The organism is Kitasatospora sp. NPDC088391, assembly GCF_044753345.1.
GTDB lineage: Bacteria > Actinomycetota > Actinomycetes > Streptomycetales > Streptomycetaceae > Kitasatospora.
Map to the genome: position 1 here is coordinate 1 of NZ_JBIVNB010000013.1, position 15,451 is coordinate 15,451.

Genomic DNA, 15,451 nt, shown 5'->3' on the forward strand with positions numbered 1-15,451 from the left:
GCCCGGTTACATTCCGAACCCGGAAGCTAAGCCTCACAGCGCCGATGGTACTGCAGGGGGGACCCTGTGGGAGAGTAGGACGCCGCCGAACAATCTTTGTGGAGAAGCCCCCTGACGGGAAGTCAGGGGGCTTCTTCGCGTTTCCGGCGAAGTTCGGAACACTCGCCGATGGGGTCTGGTGGGGGGCGGGCGTTTGCCGACGAGTAGGCCAGGCTGCACGGCGATCCGAGGAATTGGTTGGTCATCATGCCGGGCCGCGTCCTAGCCTCACGGCTATGGCCACCGACATATATGGCTGCATCGAGGTCAGGGATCCGAACTCCGACGAGGACTGGTTCGAGTGGGAGCCATGGCAGCGGTGCATGGACCTGTCCCCGTTGTTCGATGGCCGGCACAACTACGAGGCGCTCGCGTTGCTGTTCGGGGTGCGCAACTACCAGCAGTGGGAGCCGCTCGCCGGGCAGCGCGGACTGCCGGTCGACGTCTCGGCGGCTGTGCGCGCGGACTTCGAGGAGGCCGAACGCATGGATGCGGCCGTGCACAGTCCGACGTGGGTGAGCTGGGCAGAACTGGCTCAGGTCGACCTGACCGCGTCGCCCGTGGGTCTGCGGGGAGTGGTCGTGCTGAGGGACCCGGCCGGCCCGTACCCGCACCTGGAGAGGTGGTTCTGGATCGGTGAGCAGTGGGGCTCAGAGGAGTTGCTGCAGCGGATGGGGCCCCGCGTCGACGGTCGGAGCCCGGCGGAACTGCCCTTCGGCGAATGGTCGGTGGGCACTGCGGAGGTGTCGTACCGCCCGTTCGTTCTCGGGGATGCGATCGGGCCAGGCACCGGGTGGGAGCACGTGTTCGCCGTGATGGCGGCACTGGCCGGTCGCTTCGGCGGTGCCGGCGTCAGGCTCGTGGTGTATTTCGACTGACCGGACATCAGCTCGGTTGCCACGCACAGCCGCTAGGCCCTGGAGCCGATGGCCCAGGAAACCTGCCCGGGGCCCGGTGGTGGGGTGGTGGCTCAGAGGCGGCCGGCGGCCTTGAGGGAGAGGTAGGTGTCGGCGAGGGCCGGGGCGATGGAGTCCGGGGGGGAGTCGAGGACGGTGATGCCGCGGCGGGTGAGGAGTTCGGCGGCGCGGCGGCGGTCGGCGCGGGTCTGTTCGGCGGCGGCGGCGCCGTAGACGTCCTTGACGGTGAGTCGGGGGGTGTCGACGAGTTCGTCCAGGCGGGGGTCGGCGACGGAGGCGAGGACGACCTCGTGGCGCTTGGTGAGGAGGGGGAGTTGGGGGAGCAGGCCGTCCTGGATCTGGTGGGCGTCGAGGCCGGTGAGGAGGACGATCAGGGAGCGGTGCGGGGCCATCCGCAGGGCGGTGGAGGTCATGGCGCGCAGGTCGGTCTCGATCAGGGCGGGTTCGAGCTGGGACATCGCGTCGGTGAAGGCGGGGAGGATCTCGGCGGGGGAGCGGCCGGCGACGGCGGCGCGGTGGCGGCGGTCGAAGGCGAGCAGGTCGACGCGGTCGCCGGCCTTGGTGGCCAGGGCGGTGAGCAGCAGGGCGGCGTCGAGGGCGGAGTCCAGGCGGGGGGCGTCGCCGACCCGGCCGGCGGAGGTGCGGCCGGTGTCGAGGACGATCAGGACGTGCCGGTCGCGCTCGGGGCGCCAGGTGCGGATGGCGACGGTGCTGCGGCGGGCGCTGGCGCGCCAGTCGATGGAGCGGACGTCGTCGCCGGGGAGGTACTCGCGCAGGGAGTCGAACTCGGTGCCCTGACCGCGGGTCAGGACCGAGGTGCGGCCGTCGAGTTCGCGGAGGCGGGCGAGCCGGGACGGGAGGTGCTTGCGGCTGTGGAACGGGGGGAGGGCGCGGATGCGCCAGGGGGCGTCGAGGTCGGCCTGGCGGCCGGCCAGGCCGAGCGGGCCGAGCGAGCGGACCGTCACCTTGGCGGCGTGGTGGTCGCCGCGCCGGGTGGGGGCGAGCGGGGTGGTGAGGCGGCGGCGCTCGCCGGCGGGGACGGTGACGGTGTGCCGGGCCGCGTCGAAGGAGGTGCCGGGGGCCCAGGCGGAGGGGAGCCAGCCGTCGCGGACGCGGCCCCGCAGCGGGCGGCCGGAGGGGTTGCCGACCAGCAGGTCGACGCTGGTGGCCTCGCCGAGGCGGACGGTCGGTTCGCCGGAGCGTTCCAGGGTGAGCCGGCGGACGGGGGCGGCGAGCGCCAGGTCGGTGACGACGGCGGCGAGCAGGGGCAGCATGACCAGGCCGATGCCCGCCCAGGAGGGGAGGACCAGGCCCACCAGGAGAGCGCCGAGGGCAGCGATGAGGGCCGTGCGACCGGTCAGGGCCATGGGGTGCGGGGCTCGCTTTCTGAGGGCGGGGGCGCGGTGCTGCGGGGGCCGGGGGAGCGGGCGGGCCGTTCCCCCGGCGGCGGGCTCAGCGCGGTGCGGGCGTCTGGGCGAGGACGGCCTGGATGACGCTGTCGGGCGTGGTGCCCTCCATCTCGGCCTCGGGGCGGAGCTGGATGCGGTGCCGCAGGGTGGGCAGGGCGAGGGCCTTGACGTCGTCGGGGGTGACGTAGTCGCGGCCGGCCAGCCAGGCCCAGGCGCGGGAGGTGTTGAGCAGGGCGGTGGCGCCGCGGGGGGAGACGCCCATCGCGAGGGAGGGCGAGTTCCGGGTGGCGCGGACCAGGTCGACGATGTAGGCGAGGACCTCGGGGGCGACGGTGAGCCGGCCGACCTCGGCGCGGGCGGCGGCCAGGTGCGCGGCGGTGGCGACGGGGCGGACGCCGGCCGAGGCGAGGTCGCGCGGGTCGAAGCCGTTGGCGTGCCGGGACAGCACCTGGAACTCCTGGTCGCGGCTGGGCAGCGGGAGGACCAGCTTGAGCAGGAAGCGGTCGAGCTGGGCCTCGGGCAGCGGGTAGGTGCCCTCGTACTCGACCGGGTTCTGGGTGGCGGCGACCATGAACGGCTCGGGGAGCTTGCGGGGTTCGCCGTCGACGGTGACCTGGCGCTCCTCCATGGCCTCCAGCAGCGACGCCTGGGTCTTGGGGGGCGTGCGGTTGATCTCGTCGGCGAGCATCAGGTTGGTGAAGACCGGGCCGGGCTGGAACGAGAACTCGGCGGTGCGGGTGTCGTAGACCAGCGAGCCGGTGACGTCGCCGGGCATCAGGTCGGGGGTGAACTGGACGCGCTTGGTCTCCACGTCGAGCGCGGTGGCCAGGGTGCGGACCAGCAGGGTCTTGGCGACGCCGGGGACGCCCTCCAGCAGGACGTGGCCGCCGCAGAGCAGGGCCACCACCATGCCGGTGACGGCGGCGTCCTGGCCGACCACGGCCTTGGCGATCTCGTCGCGCAGGCCGGTGAGGGCGGCGCGGGCGTCACCGGGCAGGGCCGGGACGGTCTTGAGCAGCTGGTCGGTCACGGCTGTCGTACCTGCCATTCCATGTCGTCGAGTTCGTCGGCGAGCCGCAGCAGCGCGGCGTCGTCGGTGGGGGCCGGGCCGTACAGCAGGTGCTGGAGGTCGGCGGGGGGACGGCCGAGTCGGGCGGCGGCGGCCTCGGTGAGGGCGGCCGGGTCGGGGTCCCCGGAGGTGTGCGGGAGGCCGAGGGCGGCGGCGGCCCGGCGGCGGGTCGCGCGGCGCAGCGTCTCGGCGGCGTGGCTGCGGGCGTCGGCGCGGTGGTAGAGGCGGGCGCGGCCCTCGGTGCTCTCGGAGGCGCGGACCACGGCGGGGAGCCGTTCGCTGAGCACCGGTCCGAGGCGGCGGGCGCGCCAGGCGACGGCGAGCAGGGCGGCCAGGCCCAGCTGGTAGGTGGCCCAGTGCCAGCCGGCCGGGACGAGGTCGAGGAAGGTCTTCTTCCGGGGCTCGCCCTGGGCGCCGGGGCGGTCGCCGTGCCGTTCGACGGGGGCGTCGCCCTTGCCGCCGGTGACGCTGTCGCCGGTGCCGCCGCTGTCGCCGGTGCTGCCGCCGGTCGCGCCGGTGGTGGCGGCCGGGGCGGGGGCGTCCTGCTCGGGGTTCGGGTCGGTGATCTGCCAGACCAGCCGGGGGTGGGCACCGAGCAGGCCGAGGGCGAGCGCGGCGTTGCCCTCGTGGCTGAGGTGTTCGTTGACGAGCGGGTCGGCGGAGCCGAGGACGATCACCTGTTGGGTGCCGGTGGTGCGGCTGAGCAGGGCGTGCAGGGTGGTGCCGGGGTAGCAGGCGGTGTCGCCGGGGCGGCCGCCGAAGCTCTGGTTGTCGAGGTCGACGCGGCCGGCGGTGACGGCCTCGGGGAGGTCGCAGCCGGGGTCGAGCGGGTGGGTCAGGTCGGGCTCGGAGTAGTCGGCCCGGATGCCGGGGGCGAAGGCGTTCAGCGCGGTCTGGTTGGGCGAGACCAGGACCAGTCGGCTGTGCTCGCCGCGGCCGATCGAGCCCAGTGCGGCGAGTTGACGGGTGGTCAGCTCGTTGGGGCGGGTGAGGACGACGGTGGTGTCGGCGTCGCGCAGGGCGCGGCCGAGTTCGGCGGCGGTGGCGGCGGTGCCGCTGGTGATGCCGCGCTGCTGGAGCAGCTGGTCGGCGGCGCGGGTGCCGCGGGCGCCGCCGGAGCGCGGGTCGAGGGCCGGGTGGTCGTCCTTGCCGGGGATGCCGGCGATCAGGACGCCGACCAGCAGCAGGACCAGGCAGCACATGCCCCACCAGCGCCAGCGCAGCCACAGCGCGCGGGCCGCGGCGCCGCGCGGCGGCGGGGTGTTCGCCGGGGCGTCGTCCGCGGGGGTCTCGGGGGCGGTGGCGGGCGGCGGTGCGAGGGTGCTCATGCGGTTCCTCCGCCGGCCGGGACGGGCACGGGACGGGTGCGCGACAGGGCGTCGTCGAGGTCGACCAGGGTCTGGTACGAGGACTGGTCGGCGGCCCGGTTGCCGAACGCGACGGCGTCGAACAGCCGGGCGGCGGCGGTGAGTTCGGCGGCCCGCTCGGGCAGGGCGCGGCCGGCCTCGGCGGCGGCCTCGTCGGCGGTGCGGCCGGGGCGGGGGTGCAGGACGGTGCGCTCCTCGAGGCCGCGGACCACGGCGCGCATCCGCTCGCGGACGGCGTCGGCCCACTCGCCGCGGGCGGCGTGCGCCTCGGCGTCGGCGCGGTGCCGGGCGGCGCTGTCGGGCGCGGTGGCGGTGTCGAACAGCCGACCGGTGCCGCGGGCCTCCCGGCCGGGGGCGCCGAAGCGCCACCAGAGCAGGGCGCCGACGGCGAGGGCCAGCACCAGCAGGATCATCAGGGCAGTGCCGCCGCCCCCGCCGAACGGCGAGCCGATGGTGTCGAGGGCCCGGCCGATCCGGTCGCCGAGCCAGTTCATGAAGCGGCTGACGAGGCCGGGGTCGTCCTGGTGGTAGACGGCCTTGCGGAGTTCTTCGCGGGCGGCGTCGCGGGCGGCGTCGCGCGGTATGTCGACGGGGGCGCCGTTCGCGAGCAGCGCCCCCTCCCCCCGGAGTCCCATGAGCTCAGGCCCCCGGCGGGGTGGCGGGGCCCGGGACGGGCGCGGCGGGGCGGTCGGTCCAGCTGTAGCCGGGGAGTCCGGCGGCGCGGGCGAGTTCCAGGTCGAGGGCCTCGCGGCGGATCCGCCGGTCGACGTACAGCAGGGTGATCAGGGTGGCCTGGAGCGGGAGGGTCAGGGTCTTGGCGAAGGCGGCGAAGACCCCGGTGAGGGCGATGGTCAGGACGGCGGTGCCGTCGGAGGAGTCGTTGCTGCCGAGGATGCCGGAGACGAGCGAGGCGGGGCCGATGACGGAGATCGTGACCAGGCCGCAGACCAGGCCGAACAGCAGCTGGACGCCGAAGGTGCGCCACCAGGCGCCGCGGACCAGCCGCCAGGAGCGCCGGAACGCCCCGAGGACGGACTGCTTCTCCAGGATCAGCGCGGGCGCGGTCCAGCTGAGCGCGACCCACAGCCAGGCGCCGGGCAGGACGGCGACCGGGAGCAGCAGGATCAGCAGCGGCTCGGCGGTGAAGCCGGTCAGGGCCAGCACCGGGACGACCAGGGCGGCGAAGGCCGCGGACAGCACCAGCAGGTGCAGCAGGGAGAGGGCGGCGAGCGCCCAGAACCGGGGGCGGACCTGGGCCCAGACCGTGCCGTGGGTGGTCTCCCGGCCGAGCAGCGCGGCGCTGACCACGGGGGAGAGCAGCCCGGTGACGAAGGTGGCGAGGAGCATGTGCAGCGGCAGCGTCAGGTAGCTGGAGAACATGTCCGCGAAGGAGTTGCCGTTGAGGTGGATCCACCACTCGACGCCGGCCTGGACGAGCTGGAGGAAGGCGGCGAACCCGAGGCTGAAGCCGAGGGCGACCCGCCAGTGGAGGCGGACCAGGGCGAAGGAGCCGTCCATCAGTTCGCCGACGCCGAGCGGCCGCAGCGGGATCGGGCCGACGACGGGGGTGCCGGCGGCCTGCTGCGGTCCCGGTCCGGCGGTGGCCGCCGGGGGCGCCGGGTGGCCGGAATCGGCCGGGCCGGGCCCGGCTTCGGGAGAACCGGGTGAGGTCCAACCCGGGGTCTCGGTCATCGACGCTCCTCGTCGGGGCACCCTGGGGCGGGTGCTTTCGGGAGGCCATCGTGCCATGGTGCGCACGCGTACCCCACCGGTATCCCGTTGCTGATCGGCAACGGTCCCGGCCCGGCTTCCGACCCGCGAACTTTGCGATGGTATGACTGGTTCGGCGGACAGTTCGGGCCGGTGGACGGGCGGGCTGTGCGACAGGTCACATTCGGGTGATGAGAAGATGGAGACATGAAGGGACGTGTCCTCGTCGTCGATGACGACACCGCGCTGGCCGAGATGCTCGGCATCGTGCTGCGGGGTGAAGGTTTTGAGCCGTTTTTCGTCGCAGACGGGGACAAGGCGCTGGCCGCCTTCCGGGAGACCAAGCCGGACCTCGTACTGCTCGACCTGATGCTGCCCGGCCGGGACGGCATCGACGTGTGCCGGCAGATCCGGGCCGAGTCCGGCATCCCGATCGTCATGCTGACCGCGAAGACCGACACGGTCGACATCGTGGTCGGCCTGGAGTCGGGTGCCGACGACTACGTCACCAAGCCGTTCAAGCCCAAGGAGCTGGTGGCCCGGGTGCGCGCCCGGCTGCGCCGCGCCGAGGAGCCCACCCCGGAGCAGCTCACCATCGGCGACCTGGTGATCGACGTGGCCGGCCACTCGGTCAAGCGCGAGGGCCGCGGCATCCCGCTGACCCCGCTGGAGTTCGACCTGCTGGTCGCGCTGGCCCGCAAGCCCTGGCAGGTGTTCACCCGCGAGGTGCTGCTGGAACAGGTCTGGGGCTACCGGCACGCCGCCGACACCCGCCTGGTCAACGTGCACGTGCAGCGCCTGCGCTCCAAGATCGAGAAGGACCCGGAGCGTCCGGAGATCGTGGTCACCGTCCGCGGCGTCGGGTACAAGGCCGGGCCCAGCTGAGGATGGACGACCTGCAGGCCGCCGCCTCCCCGCCGGACGAACCGTCCGGCGGGGAGTCCGCTGTGCGCGGCGACGTACTGAGCTCCACCACCGGCCGACCGCGCCGGCGCCGCTGGTGGACGGTGCTGCTCGCGCCGGTGGCCCGCCAGTTCCGGCACCCGGTCGGGCGGCTGCTGGCGCTGTACCGCCGCTCGATCCAGCTCCGGGTGGTCGCGGCGACGCTGCTGCTGTCCTTCGTCGTGGTGCTGGTGCTCGGCGTGGTGGTGGTCGCCCAGGTGCGCACCGGCCTGCTGGAGACCAAGCAGAAGTCCGCGCACGGCCAGGCCGTCGGCGGCTTCCAGATCGAGCAGGACAAGATCAACGAGGCGATCAACCTACAGGCCAAGGCCGGCGCCGCCGCCGACCCGAGCCGCGACCAGATCAACGCCTGGCTCACCAAGCAGGTCTCCGACCTGGCCTCCGGCGGCTCCGGCGTCTACTCGGTGATCGCCATCGCCCCCGGCGGCAACGAGGCCAGCGCCTCCAGCGCCGGCCTGCGCGGCGCCCGCTACAGCGGCACCGTCCTGCCGGACACCATCACCCCGGAGATGCGCGCCAAGGTCGCCGCCGAGCCCTCGCTGCCGCACGAGCAGCCGGTCAAGCTGCACCGCGCCCCGGACAGCCAGGCCAAGCCCGACGACAACAAGGGCCTGGCGATCGGCAAGCAGTTCACCGGCCCGGACGGCCAGCCGTACCAGCTGTACTACGTGTTCTCCTTCTACCAGGAGACCTCGACGCTGAACCTGGTGATGGGCACCCTGGCCACCGCCGGGCTGTTCCTGGTCATCCTGCTCGGCTGCATCGCCTGGGTGGTGGTCCGCCAGGTCGTCACGCCGGTCCGGATGGCCGCCGGGATCGCCGAGCGGCTCGCCTCCGGGCACTTCGACGAGCGGATGAAGGTCACCGGCACCGACGACATCGCCCGCCTCGGCGACTCCTTCAACCGGATGGCCAACGGCCTGCAGGCGCAGATCCACAAGCTGGAGGAGCTGTCCCGGGTGCAGCGCCGGTTCGTCTCCGACGTCTCGCACGAGCTGCGCACCCCGCTGACCACGGTCCGGATGGCCGCCGACCTGATCTACGACAGCCGCGAGGACCTGGACCCGATGGCGGCCCGCTCCGCCGAACTCCTCCAGGACCAGCTGGACCGCTTCGAGTCGCTGCTCGCCGACCTGCTGGAGATCAGCCGCTTCGACGCCGGCGCCGCGATCCTCGACGCCGAGCCCGTCGACCTGCGCGACATCGTGACCCGGGTGGTGGAGGCCGCCGACCCGCTGGCCCGCGCCAAGGGCAGCGCGGTGCTGATCCGCGGCGGCGAGAACCCGGTGCTCGCCGAGGTCGACGGCCGCCGGATCGAACGCATCCTGCGCAACCTGGTGGTCAACGCGCTGGAGCACGGCGAGGGCCGCGACGTGGTGATCCGGCTCGGCTCGGCCGACGGCGCGGTCGCCGTCGGCGTCCGCGACTACGGCATCGGCCTGAAGCCCGGCGAGGCCTCCCGGGTGTTCCACCGCTTCTGGCGGGCCGACCCGTCCCGGGTCCGCACCACCGGCGGCACCGGCCTGGGCCTGTCCATCGCGGTCGAGGACGCCCACCTGCACGGCGGCTGGCTGCAGGCCTGGGGCGAGCCCGGCGGCGGCTCGCACTTCCGGCTCACCCTGCCGCGCACCCGCGGCGGCGAGATCGCCCGGGCCCCGTTCCGGCTGGAGCCCGAGGACTCCCGGCACAACCGGGGCATGTCCTCGGCCGGCGCGCCCTACCGCCGGGCGGTGCGCGGCGCCGACGCCGTCCCGGAGACCCCGGACACCGAGCGGCACACCTTCGGCTCCGGCCTCGGCGGGGTGCTCAGCATCGGCCCCGGTCTCGGCCGGCCGAGCGCCGCCCCGGTCGCCGACCCGTCGGACGTCCGCGCCGCGGCGGCCGGCTACGCCGCCACCGGCGCCCAGGTCGTGGTGGACCGCGGCCGCCCGACCCAGCCGGCCCCGCCCGCACCGGACGGCGCCGACACCGACCAGGAGGGGACCGCCGGTGCGCAGGACCGACAGGACGGCTGACCGGCGGGCCCTGGCGATCGGCTGGGCCGCCCTGCTGGCGACCGCGGCCACCGGCTGCGTGTCGATGCCCTCGGGCGGCCCGCCGCAGCGCCTGGACCCCTCGCAGGGCGCGGCCGACGGCGTCCAGGTGCACGTCTACCCGGTCGCCCCGCACCGCGGCGAGAGCCCGTACGACCTGCTCGCGGGGTTCCTCGACTCGTCCAACGCCGACCAGGCCGGCTACGACACCGCGAAGCAGTACCTGACCCCGGCGGCGGCGAAGTCCTGGAAGCCCGACGAGCGGGTGGTGGTGCTGGCCGGGGCCCCCAACCTGACCAACATCGCGGAACCGGCCGCCGAGGTGACCAGCGTCGAGCTCTCCGTCCGCGGCGACCAGGTCGCCGAACTCGACCGGCAGCACACCTACCAGGCCCGCCCGGGCGTCCGGTACCTGCAGTCCTTCACCTTCGTGAAGCTCGCCGACGGCCCCGACAAGGGCGAGTGGCGGATCAGCACGCTGCCGGACGGCCTGATCGTCGACCAGACCAACTTCAAGAACGGCTACCGGCCGGTCCACCGCTACTTCTTCGCCCAGCCGGACCCGTCCTCGGCGCACCCGGCGGCCGCGTCGGTGCTGGTGCCGGACCCGATCTACCTGCGCCGCCGAATAGACCCGCTCACCGAGGCCGCCCAGGCCACCGCCGACGGCCCGTCGAAGTGGCTCGGCGCGGTGGTGTACTCCCGGCTCGACGGCGTCCGGGTCGCCTCCGCCACCGTCAACGACAACCGGGTGGCCACCGTCAAGGTGGACGGCGTCGACCTCGCCGCCGACCCCGGCCGGTGCAAGCAGATGGCGCAGCAGCTCTTCCAGACCGTCGCCGACCAGCAGGGCAAGCTCGACCGGCTCGACCTGTCCGCGCCGCACGGCACCTGCTCGATCGGCAGCGCCGAGGCCGCCCAGACCGCCCCCGGCGCGCTGGCCGGCGGCGACGCCGGCACCCAGGCGTACATCCAGCTCGCCGACGGCCGGCTGACCCGCTACCAGGAGGGCCTGGACCCGATCCCGGTGCCAGGCGTGCTCGGCCAGGTGCCGCAGGCCGGACAGCCCCGCCCCGGCACGGTCGCGGTCCGGCGCGACGGCGCCGCCGCCGCGCTGATCGGCGAGGACGGCACCCGGCTGTTCCGGGTCGACGTCGCGGAGAGCGGCAAGTACGGCGACCCGGTGGTCACCAGCCGCGCCCCCGGGCCCGGCCAGGGCCTGGCCTCGCCCAGCTGGGACGGCCGGCAGGACCTGTGGCTGGTCGACCGGGACCCGGCCGCGCCCCGGGTGCTGATGGTGCGCGACCGCGCCGTCGTCCCGGTGCAGGTCGAGGGGCTGAACGGCCGCACCGTGCAGTCGCTGCGGATCTCCTCCGACGGCACCCGGATCGCCCTGCTGCTGCGCGGCCCCGACGGCTCGACCAGGCTGGCGCTCGGCCTGGTCCGGCACGGCGGCGGCGCGGCCGCGCCGACCGCCTCGATCGGCTCGCTGCGGGACATCGCCCCGCAGCTCACCGAGGTGGCCGCGGTCTCCTGGGGCGACACCGACCAGCTGGTGGTGCTCGGCAAGGAGAGCGACCGGCTGCAGCAGCTGCACTTCCTGGGCACCGACGGCTCGCAGTCCACCGACTCCCCGCTGCAGGGCGGCGAGTCGATGACCGAGCTGTCGGCGACCGAGGCCCGTTCCCGCGACGACCAGGCCGGGCCGGCCGTGCTCACCACCGCCGACCGGGGCGCGGACCGGCACCTGTACCGGTTGAAGGACAACCAGTGGCACGAGGTGCTGCCCGGCAAGGCCAAGGCCAAGGAGTTCAGCTACCCGGGCTGAGCCCGGGCCTCCCCGGGCACCGGCCCGCGCCGCTCCCGGCCCGGGACGCGCCGCGCGGTGGCCGCCACGGTGGCCGCCGCCCGGGGCGGGCAGCCCGCCGCCCGCAGCGCCCGGGCCGCCTCGGCCAGGCTGGCCCCGGTGGTCACCAGGTCGTCGACCAGCACCAGCCGGTGCCCGGCCAGCCGGCCCGCCACCCGGGCCGGGACGCTCAGCGCGCCGTCCAGGTTCCGCAGCCGCTCGGCGGCCCGCAGGCCCGCCTGGTCGGCGACCGGCCGGTCGTGCCGCAGCACCGGGGCGACCAGGGTGGCGACCCCGCCGCGACGCAGCTCGCGGGCGGCGGCCCGGGCCAGCCGCAGCGTCGGGTCGTGGCCGCGGGCCCGGGTCGCGGCGCGCACCGAGGGCACCGGGACCAGCAGCAGCGGGGCGGCCCCGGCCCCGGTGGCGGAGCGCACGGCGGCGGCCAGCGCGGCCCCGAGCGGGGTGGCCAGCCGCAGCGCGCCGCGCTCCTTGTGGGCGATCAGCAGCTGCCGGACCGGCCCGGCGTAGGGGGCGGCGGCGTGCACCGGCGGCAGCCCGGGCGGCGGACGCAGCGGCCCGGCGGGCCCGGCGGCGGTGCCGTCCAACTGGCCCCGGCAGTCGGCGCAGAGGCCGAGCCGCCCCGTCCCGCAGCCGGCGCACCGGACGGGGAGCAGCAGGTCGAGCAGGGCGGCGAGGGCCGGGGCGGGGCCGGACGCGGGCGGGTGGGCGGTGCTGCGACTCGTCACGGAACCCCTCCGGAACGCTGGCCGGGCGGCGACTTCAGCCATACGGTGGGCGGTGTCAGGCGTGTTGTCCAGCCGCTCACCGTTTGTTCACCCGTAGGAGGGTAAACAGGGAGGAACAGCCGGACCGCCGGGCACCCGCCGGTACGTTCGTTCGACCCGGGAGGCGGGATCTCCCGGTGAGGTGTTGCATGAGGCTTCCAGGGGTTTCGTTCGCTCCTGGTGGGGAGGAAGTGAGGTAAGGGACCGGTGGTCCTCGCGGGTTCCCCGGGCGGTCGTCCCGGGGGCGGCGGCGGTCTGCTGGTCCGGCTGGGTCTCACGCCGGTCCGGGACGCGCTCCGGGCCGGTCAGCACAAGGGATCGGAGTTCTGCGTGGACATCGTCGTCAAGGGCCGCAAGACCGAGGTGCCCAAGAGGTTCCGCGAGCACGTGGCCGAGAAGCTGGAGATGGTCCAGAAGTTCGACACCAAGGCGATCAGCCTGGATGTCGAGGTGTCCAAGGAGCACAACCCGCGGCAGGCCGACCGTTCCGACCGGGTGGAGATCACCCTGCGCAGCCGGGGCCCGGTGGTCCGGGCCGAGGCGTCCGCCAACGACCCGTGGGCCGCGCTCGACCTGGCCTCGGCGAAGCTGGAGGCGCAGCTGCGCAAGTCCGCCGACCGCCGCCGGGTGCACAAGGGCGGTTCGCACGGGCGGACGCCGATCAGCGTGGCCGAGGCGACGGCGGCGCTGGCCGGGCTGCCGGAGCCGGCCGCCCCCGCGGCCGCCGACGGCGCGGCCCGCAAGACGCTGGCGGGCAGCCTGGAGGTGGAGGGCGACGGGCCGCTGGTGGTCCGCGAGAAGACCCACGCGGCCGGGCCGATGTCGCTGGACCAGGCGCTGTACGCGATGGAGCTGGTGGGCCACGACTTCTACCTGTTCCAGGAGAAGGACAGCGGTCTGCCGAGCGTGGTCTACCGCCGGCACGGCTACCACTACGGCGTGATCCACCTCAAGGAGGACACGGCCGCCGCGGTGGACGCCGCCGGCGCGGGCGGCGCGATCAACGGGCCCGACGAGGACTGACGGGCGGGCGGGGGCCCGCCCGCCCGAGGACCGGTGACCCCGGCGGCCGCGACGGCCGCCGGGGTCACCGGTGCGCGCGGGTCACCCAGCCGGGCGGTTCGGCGGCGGAGGGTGATCGCGGGCCGCCCCGGCCGTGGAATGATGGGCGCGTCACTGACCGCCTGCCGGGGGAGGAGCGCATGGTGGAGCTGTCGCGCGAGGGCCTGGGCCCGGAGGGCGCGGGCTACCCGCCGGGCCGGTCGGAGCCGATCCGGGTGCTGGTGGTGGACGACCACGCGCTGTTCCGCCGCGGCCTGGAGATCGTCCTCGCCGAGGAGCCGGACATCCGGGTGGTCGGCGAGGCCGGGGACGGCGCGGAGGCCGTGCTGAAGGCCGCCGACCTGCTGCCGGACATCATCCTGATGGACGTCCGGATGCCGCGCCGCAGCGGGATCGAGGCGTGCACCGCGATCAAGGACGTGGTGCCCAGCACCAAGATCATCATGCTGACGATGAGCGACGAGGAGGCCGACCTCTACGAGGCGATCAAGGCGGGGGCCACCGGCTACCTGCTGAAGGAGATCTCCACGCACGAGGTGGCCACCGCGATCCGGGCGGTGGCCGACGGCCAGTCGCAGATCAGCCCGTCGATGGCGGCCAAGCTGCTGACCGAGTTCAAGTCGATGATCCAGCGCCGCCCGGACGACCGGGAGCTGCTGCCCGCGCCCCGGCTGACCGACCGGGAGCTGGAGGTGCTCAAGCTGGTGGCCACCGGGATGAACAACCGGGAGATCGCCAAGGAGCTGTTCATCAGCGAGAACACCGTGAAGAACCACGTGCGCAACATCCTGGAGAAGCTGCAACTGCACTCCAGGATGGAGGCCGTGGTCTACGCGATGCGTGAGAAGATCCTCGAAATAGGCTGAGCGCCGGCCGGTGGCGGCTCAGCCGAGCAGCTTCTCCAGCTCCGGCCGCAGCGACTCGTCCGCCAGCCGCTCCACCCGCACCGCCGAGCAGCCCACCCACTCGGCCGCCTCGCGCAGCGCCTCGGCCAGCGCCGGGACGAACCGGGCGCCCTCCAGCGAGACCTGACGGGCCACCAGGACGCCGCCCTCGCGGGCCGGGTCGACCCGGCCGACCAGGCGGCCGGCCGTGAGCAGCGGCATCGCGAAGTAGCCGTGCACCCGCTTGTGCTTGGGGGTGTACGCCTCCAGCCGGTGCGTCATGCCGAAGATCCGCTCGGTCCGGGCGCGGTCCCAGATCAGCGAGTCGAACGGGGACAGCAGGGCGGTGCGGTGCCGCCCGGCCGGCTCGGACTCCAGCGCCGCCGGGTCGGCCCAGGCCGGGGCCGACCAGCCCGCCACCTCGACCGGGACCAGGCCCGAGGCCGGCAGCGCGGCGTCCACCTGGGCGCCCTTCAGGCGGTGCTGGTCCATCAGGTCGGCCCGGGTGGCGACGCCGAGCGCGGCCCCGGACTGCGCGACCAGCCGGGCCAGGCACTCGGCGTCCGTCAGGTCCTGCTCGAACAGCTCGCCGGGGACGGCCCGTTCGGCCAGGTCGTAGACCCGCTTCCAGCCGCGCCGCTCGGTCACCACCACGTCGCCCAGGGCCAGCGCCTGCTCCACCGCGATCTTGGTGTCGGACCAGTCCCACCACTCGGCGGTCCGCTTGGCGCCGCCGAGCCCGGTGGAGGTCAGCGGGCCCTCGGCGCGCAGCCGGTCCAGCACCTCGGCGTACGCGGCCGGGGAGACCGCCTGGCTGCCCCACACGTTGCCGCGGGCCCGGTAGGCGCGGCGGCGGAAGGCGAACAGCGGCCACTCCTCGATCGGCAGCACGCAGGCCGCGTGCGACCAGTACTCGAAGGCCGTGCCGCGGCCCCAGTACGCCTGCTCGACCGCGGGGCGGCCGACCGCGCCGAGCCGGGCGTACGGCACCAGTTCGTGCGAGCGGGCGAGCACCGAGATGGTGTCCAACTGGACGGCGCCGAGGCGGCGCAGCACGCCGCGGGCGCCCGCGCGGCGGTCGGGGGCGCCGAGCAGGCCCTGGGCGCGCAGCGCGAGCCGGCGGGCGTGGTCGGCGGAGATCCGGGCGATCGGGGCAGGGGTCGCAGCCATGGGGCGAGGCTAGGCGAAGGCACTGACAACCGGCCGACGGAGGGGCGATTCGACCCTTTGGTCCCGGCATCGGCGGATGTGCTCCCAGGAGTGACACAGGAATACCGTGCTGACGGACCTCCCGGCCGCTCGGACTCCTCGCATACGATGGCCGGTACGGTGGGGTGGACTCCCCGCCGGCAGTCATCCAGAGCCGA

General features: G+C 74.8%; 13 protein-coding genes and 1 rRNA gene. 7 read left to right on the forward strand and 7 right to left on the reverse strand.

From position 1 onward, the window contains the following. Positions 1–91: ribosomal RNA gene (gene rrf / locus ACIQBJ_RS30435) — 5S ribosomal RNA — on the forward strand; the annotation flags it as partial. Positions 92–275: 184 nt separating this feature from the next. Continuing rightward, positions 276–917 carry a hypothetical protein gene (locus tag ACIQBJ_RS30440; protein WP_400716953.1) on the forward strand — a complete coding sequence of 214 codons (642 nt, stop codon included), beginning with the start codon at positions 276–278 and terminating at the stop codon, positions 915–917. A gap of 92 nt (positions 918–1,009) precedes the next feature. Here ACIQBJ_RS30440 and ACIQBJ_RS30445 read toward each other — a convergent pair whose 3' ends face one another. The 5 genes from ACIQBJ_RS30445 to ACIQBJ_RS30465 form a co-directional block, all read right to left on the reverse strand. Continuing rightward, a complete protein-coding gene (locus ACIQBJ_RS30445; RefSeq protein WP_400716956.1) occupies positions 1,010–2,323 on the reverse strand; it encodes a DUF58 domain-containing protein in 1,314 nt (437 codons plus the stop codon). An 85-nt stretch (positions 2,324–2,408) separates the two neighbouring features. Continuing rightward, entirely contained in the window at positions 2,409–3,395 is a 987-nt protein-coding gene (locus tag ACIQBJ_RS30450; protein ID WP_400716958.1) for an AAA family ATPase, read from the reverse strand. Continuing rightward, a complete protein-coding gene (locus ACIQBJ_RS30455) occupies positions 3,392–4,762 on the reverse strand; it encodes a DUF4350 domain-containing protein (RefSeq protein ID WP_400716960.1) in 1,371 nt (456 codons plus the stop codon). Before ACIQBJ_RS30455 ends, ACIQBJ_RS30450 begins: the two co-directional genes overlap by 4 nt. Further along, entirely contained in the window at positions 4,759–5,436 is a 678-nt protein-coding gene (locus ACIQBJ_RS30460) for a DUF4129 domain-containing protein (protein WP_400716963.1), read from the reverse strand. The genes ACIQBJ_RS30455 and ACIQBJ_RS30460 overlap by 4 nt, the downstream gene beginning before the upstream one ends. A 4-nt stretch (positions 5,437–5,440) precedes the next feature. Beyond that, positions 5,441–6,493 (reverse strand): hypothetical protein, encoded by a 1,053-nt coding sequence (locus tag ACIQBJ_RS30465; protein WP_400716965.1) that lies wholly within the window; start codon positions 6,491–6,493, stop codon positions 5,441–5,443. A gap of 225 nt (positions 6,494–6,718) precedes the next feature. On the opposite strand from ACIQBJ_RS30465, the gene mtrA reads away from it, so the two are divergent. Genes mtrA through ACIQBJ_RS30480 form a run of 3 tightly spaced genes read left to right on the forward strand, consistent with a single transcriptional unit; the run spans position 6,719 to position 11,335 of the window. After that, positions 6,719–7,396 carry an MtrAB system response regulator MtrA gene (gene mtrA, locus ACIQBJ_RS30470; RefSeq protein ID WP_030459579.1) on the forward strand — a complete coding sequence of 226 codons (678 nt, stop codon included), beginning with the start codon at positions 6,719–6,721 and terminating at the stop codon, positions 7,394–7,396. Between the two features lie 2 nt (positions 7,397–7,398). Then, the gene (mtrB, locus tag ACIQBJ_RS30475) at positions 7,399–9,489 is read left to right on the forward strand and encodes an MtrAB system histidine kinase MtrB (protein WP_400716968.1); all 2,091 of its coding nucleotides are present in this window, start codon (positions 7,399–7,401) and stop codon (positions 9,487–9,489) included. Beyond that, a complete protein-coding gene (locus tag ACIQBJ_RS30480) occupies positions 9,464–11,335 on the forward strand; it encodes an LpqB family beta-propeller domain-containing protein (RefSeq protein WP_400716970.1) in 1,872 nt (623 codons plus the stop codon). The genes mtrB and ACIQBJ_RS30480 overlap by 26 nt, the downstream gene beginning before the upstream one ends. Here ACIQBJ_RS30480 and ACIQBJ_RS30485 read toward each other — a convergent pair. After that, positions 11,323–12,099, reverse strand: a complete 777-nt coding sequence (locus tag ACIQBJ_RS30485) for a ComF family protein (RefSeq protein ID WP_400716973.1) — start codon at positions 12,097–12,099, stop codon at positions 11,323–11,325. The genes ACIQBJ_RS30480 and ACIQBJ_RS30485 overlap by 13 nt on opposite strands. Before the next feature lie 369 nt (positions 12,100–12,468). On the opposite strand from ACIQBJ_RS30485, the gene hpf reads away from it, so the two are divergent. Both hpf and ACIQBJ_RS30495 read left to right on the forward strand, forming a co-directional pair. Beyond that, positions 12,469–13,161 (forward strand): ribosome hibernation-promoting factor, HPF/YfiA family, encoded by a 693-nt coding sequence (gene hpf, locus ACIQBJ_RS30490; RefSeq protein ID WP_400716975.1) that lies wholly within the window; start codon positions 12,469–12,471, stop codon positions 13,159–13,161. Positions 13,162–13,340: 179 nt separating this feature from the next. Then, positions 13,341–14,066, forward strand: coding sequence for a response regulator (locus ACIQBJ_RS30495; protein WP_400716977.1), 726 nt, complete (start codon positions 13,341–13,343; stop codon positions 14,064–14,066). Positions 14,067–14,084: 18 nt separating this feature from the next. Here ACIQBJ_RS30495 and ACIQBJ_RS30500 read toward each other — a convergent pair whose 3' ends face one another. After that, complete coding sequence (locus ACIQBJ_RS30500; protein ID WP_400716980.1) at positions 14,085–15,254, reverse strand: winged helix-turn-helix domain-containing protein; 1,170 nt, start codon at positions 15,252–15,254, stop codon at positions 14,085–14,087. Positions 15,255–15,451: the final 197 nt, after the last annotated feature.

Bases quoted from the DNA above. Each gene is read 5' to 3' on its own strand.
- ACIQBJ_RS30465 (WP_400716965.1), bottom strand. From the start codon at position 6,493: ATGACCGAGACCCCGGGTTGGACCTCACCCGGTTCTCCCGAAGCCGGG.
- ACIQBJ_RS30460 (WP_400716963.1), bottom strand. From the start codon at position 5,436: ATGGGACTCCGGGGGGAGGGGGCGCTGCTCGCGAACGGCGCCCCCGTC.
- ACIQBJ_RS30455 (WP_400716960.1), bottom strand. From the start codon at position 4,762: ATGAGCACCCTCGCACCGCCGCCCGCCACCGCCCCCGAGACCCCCGCG.
- ACIQBJ_RS30445 (WP_400716956.1), bottom strand. From the start codon at position 2,323: ATGGCCCTGACCGGTCGCACGGCCCTCATCGCTGCCCTCGGCGCTCTC.
- mtrB (WP_400716968.1), top strand. From the start codon at position 7,399: ATGGACGACCTGCAGGCCGCCGCCTCCCCGCCGGACGAACCGTCCGGC.
- ACIQBJ_RS30440 (WP_400716953.1), top strand. From the start codon at position 276: ATGGCCACCGACATATATGGCTGCATCGAGGTCAGGGATCCGAACTCC.
- ACIQBJ_RS30500 (WP_400716980.1), bottom strand. From the start codon at position 15,254: ATGGCTGCGACCCCTGCCCCGATCGCCCGGATCTCCGCCGACCACGCC.
- mtrA (WP_030459579.1), top strand. From the start codon at position 6,719: ATGAAGGGACGTGTCCTCGTCGTCGATGACGACACCGCGCTGGCCGAG.
- ACIQBJ_RS30495 (WP_400716977.1), top strand. From the start codon at position 13,341: ATGGTGGAGCTGTCGCGCGAGGGCCTGGGCCCGGAGGGCGCGGGCTAC.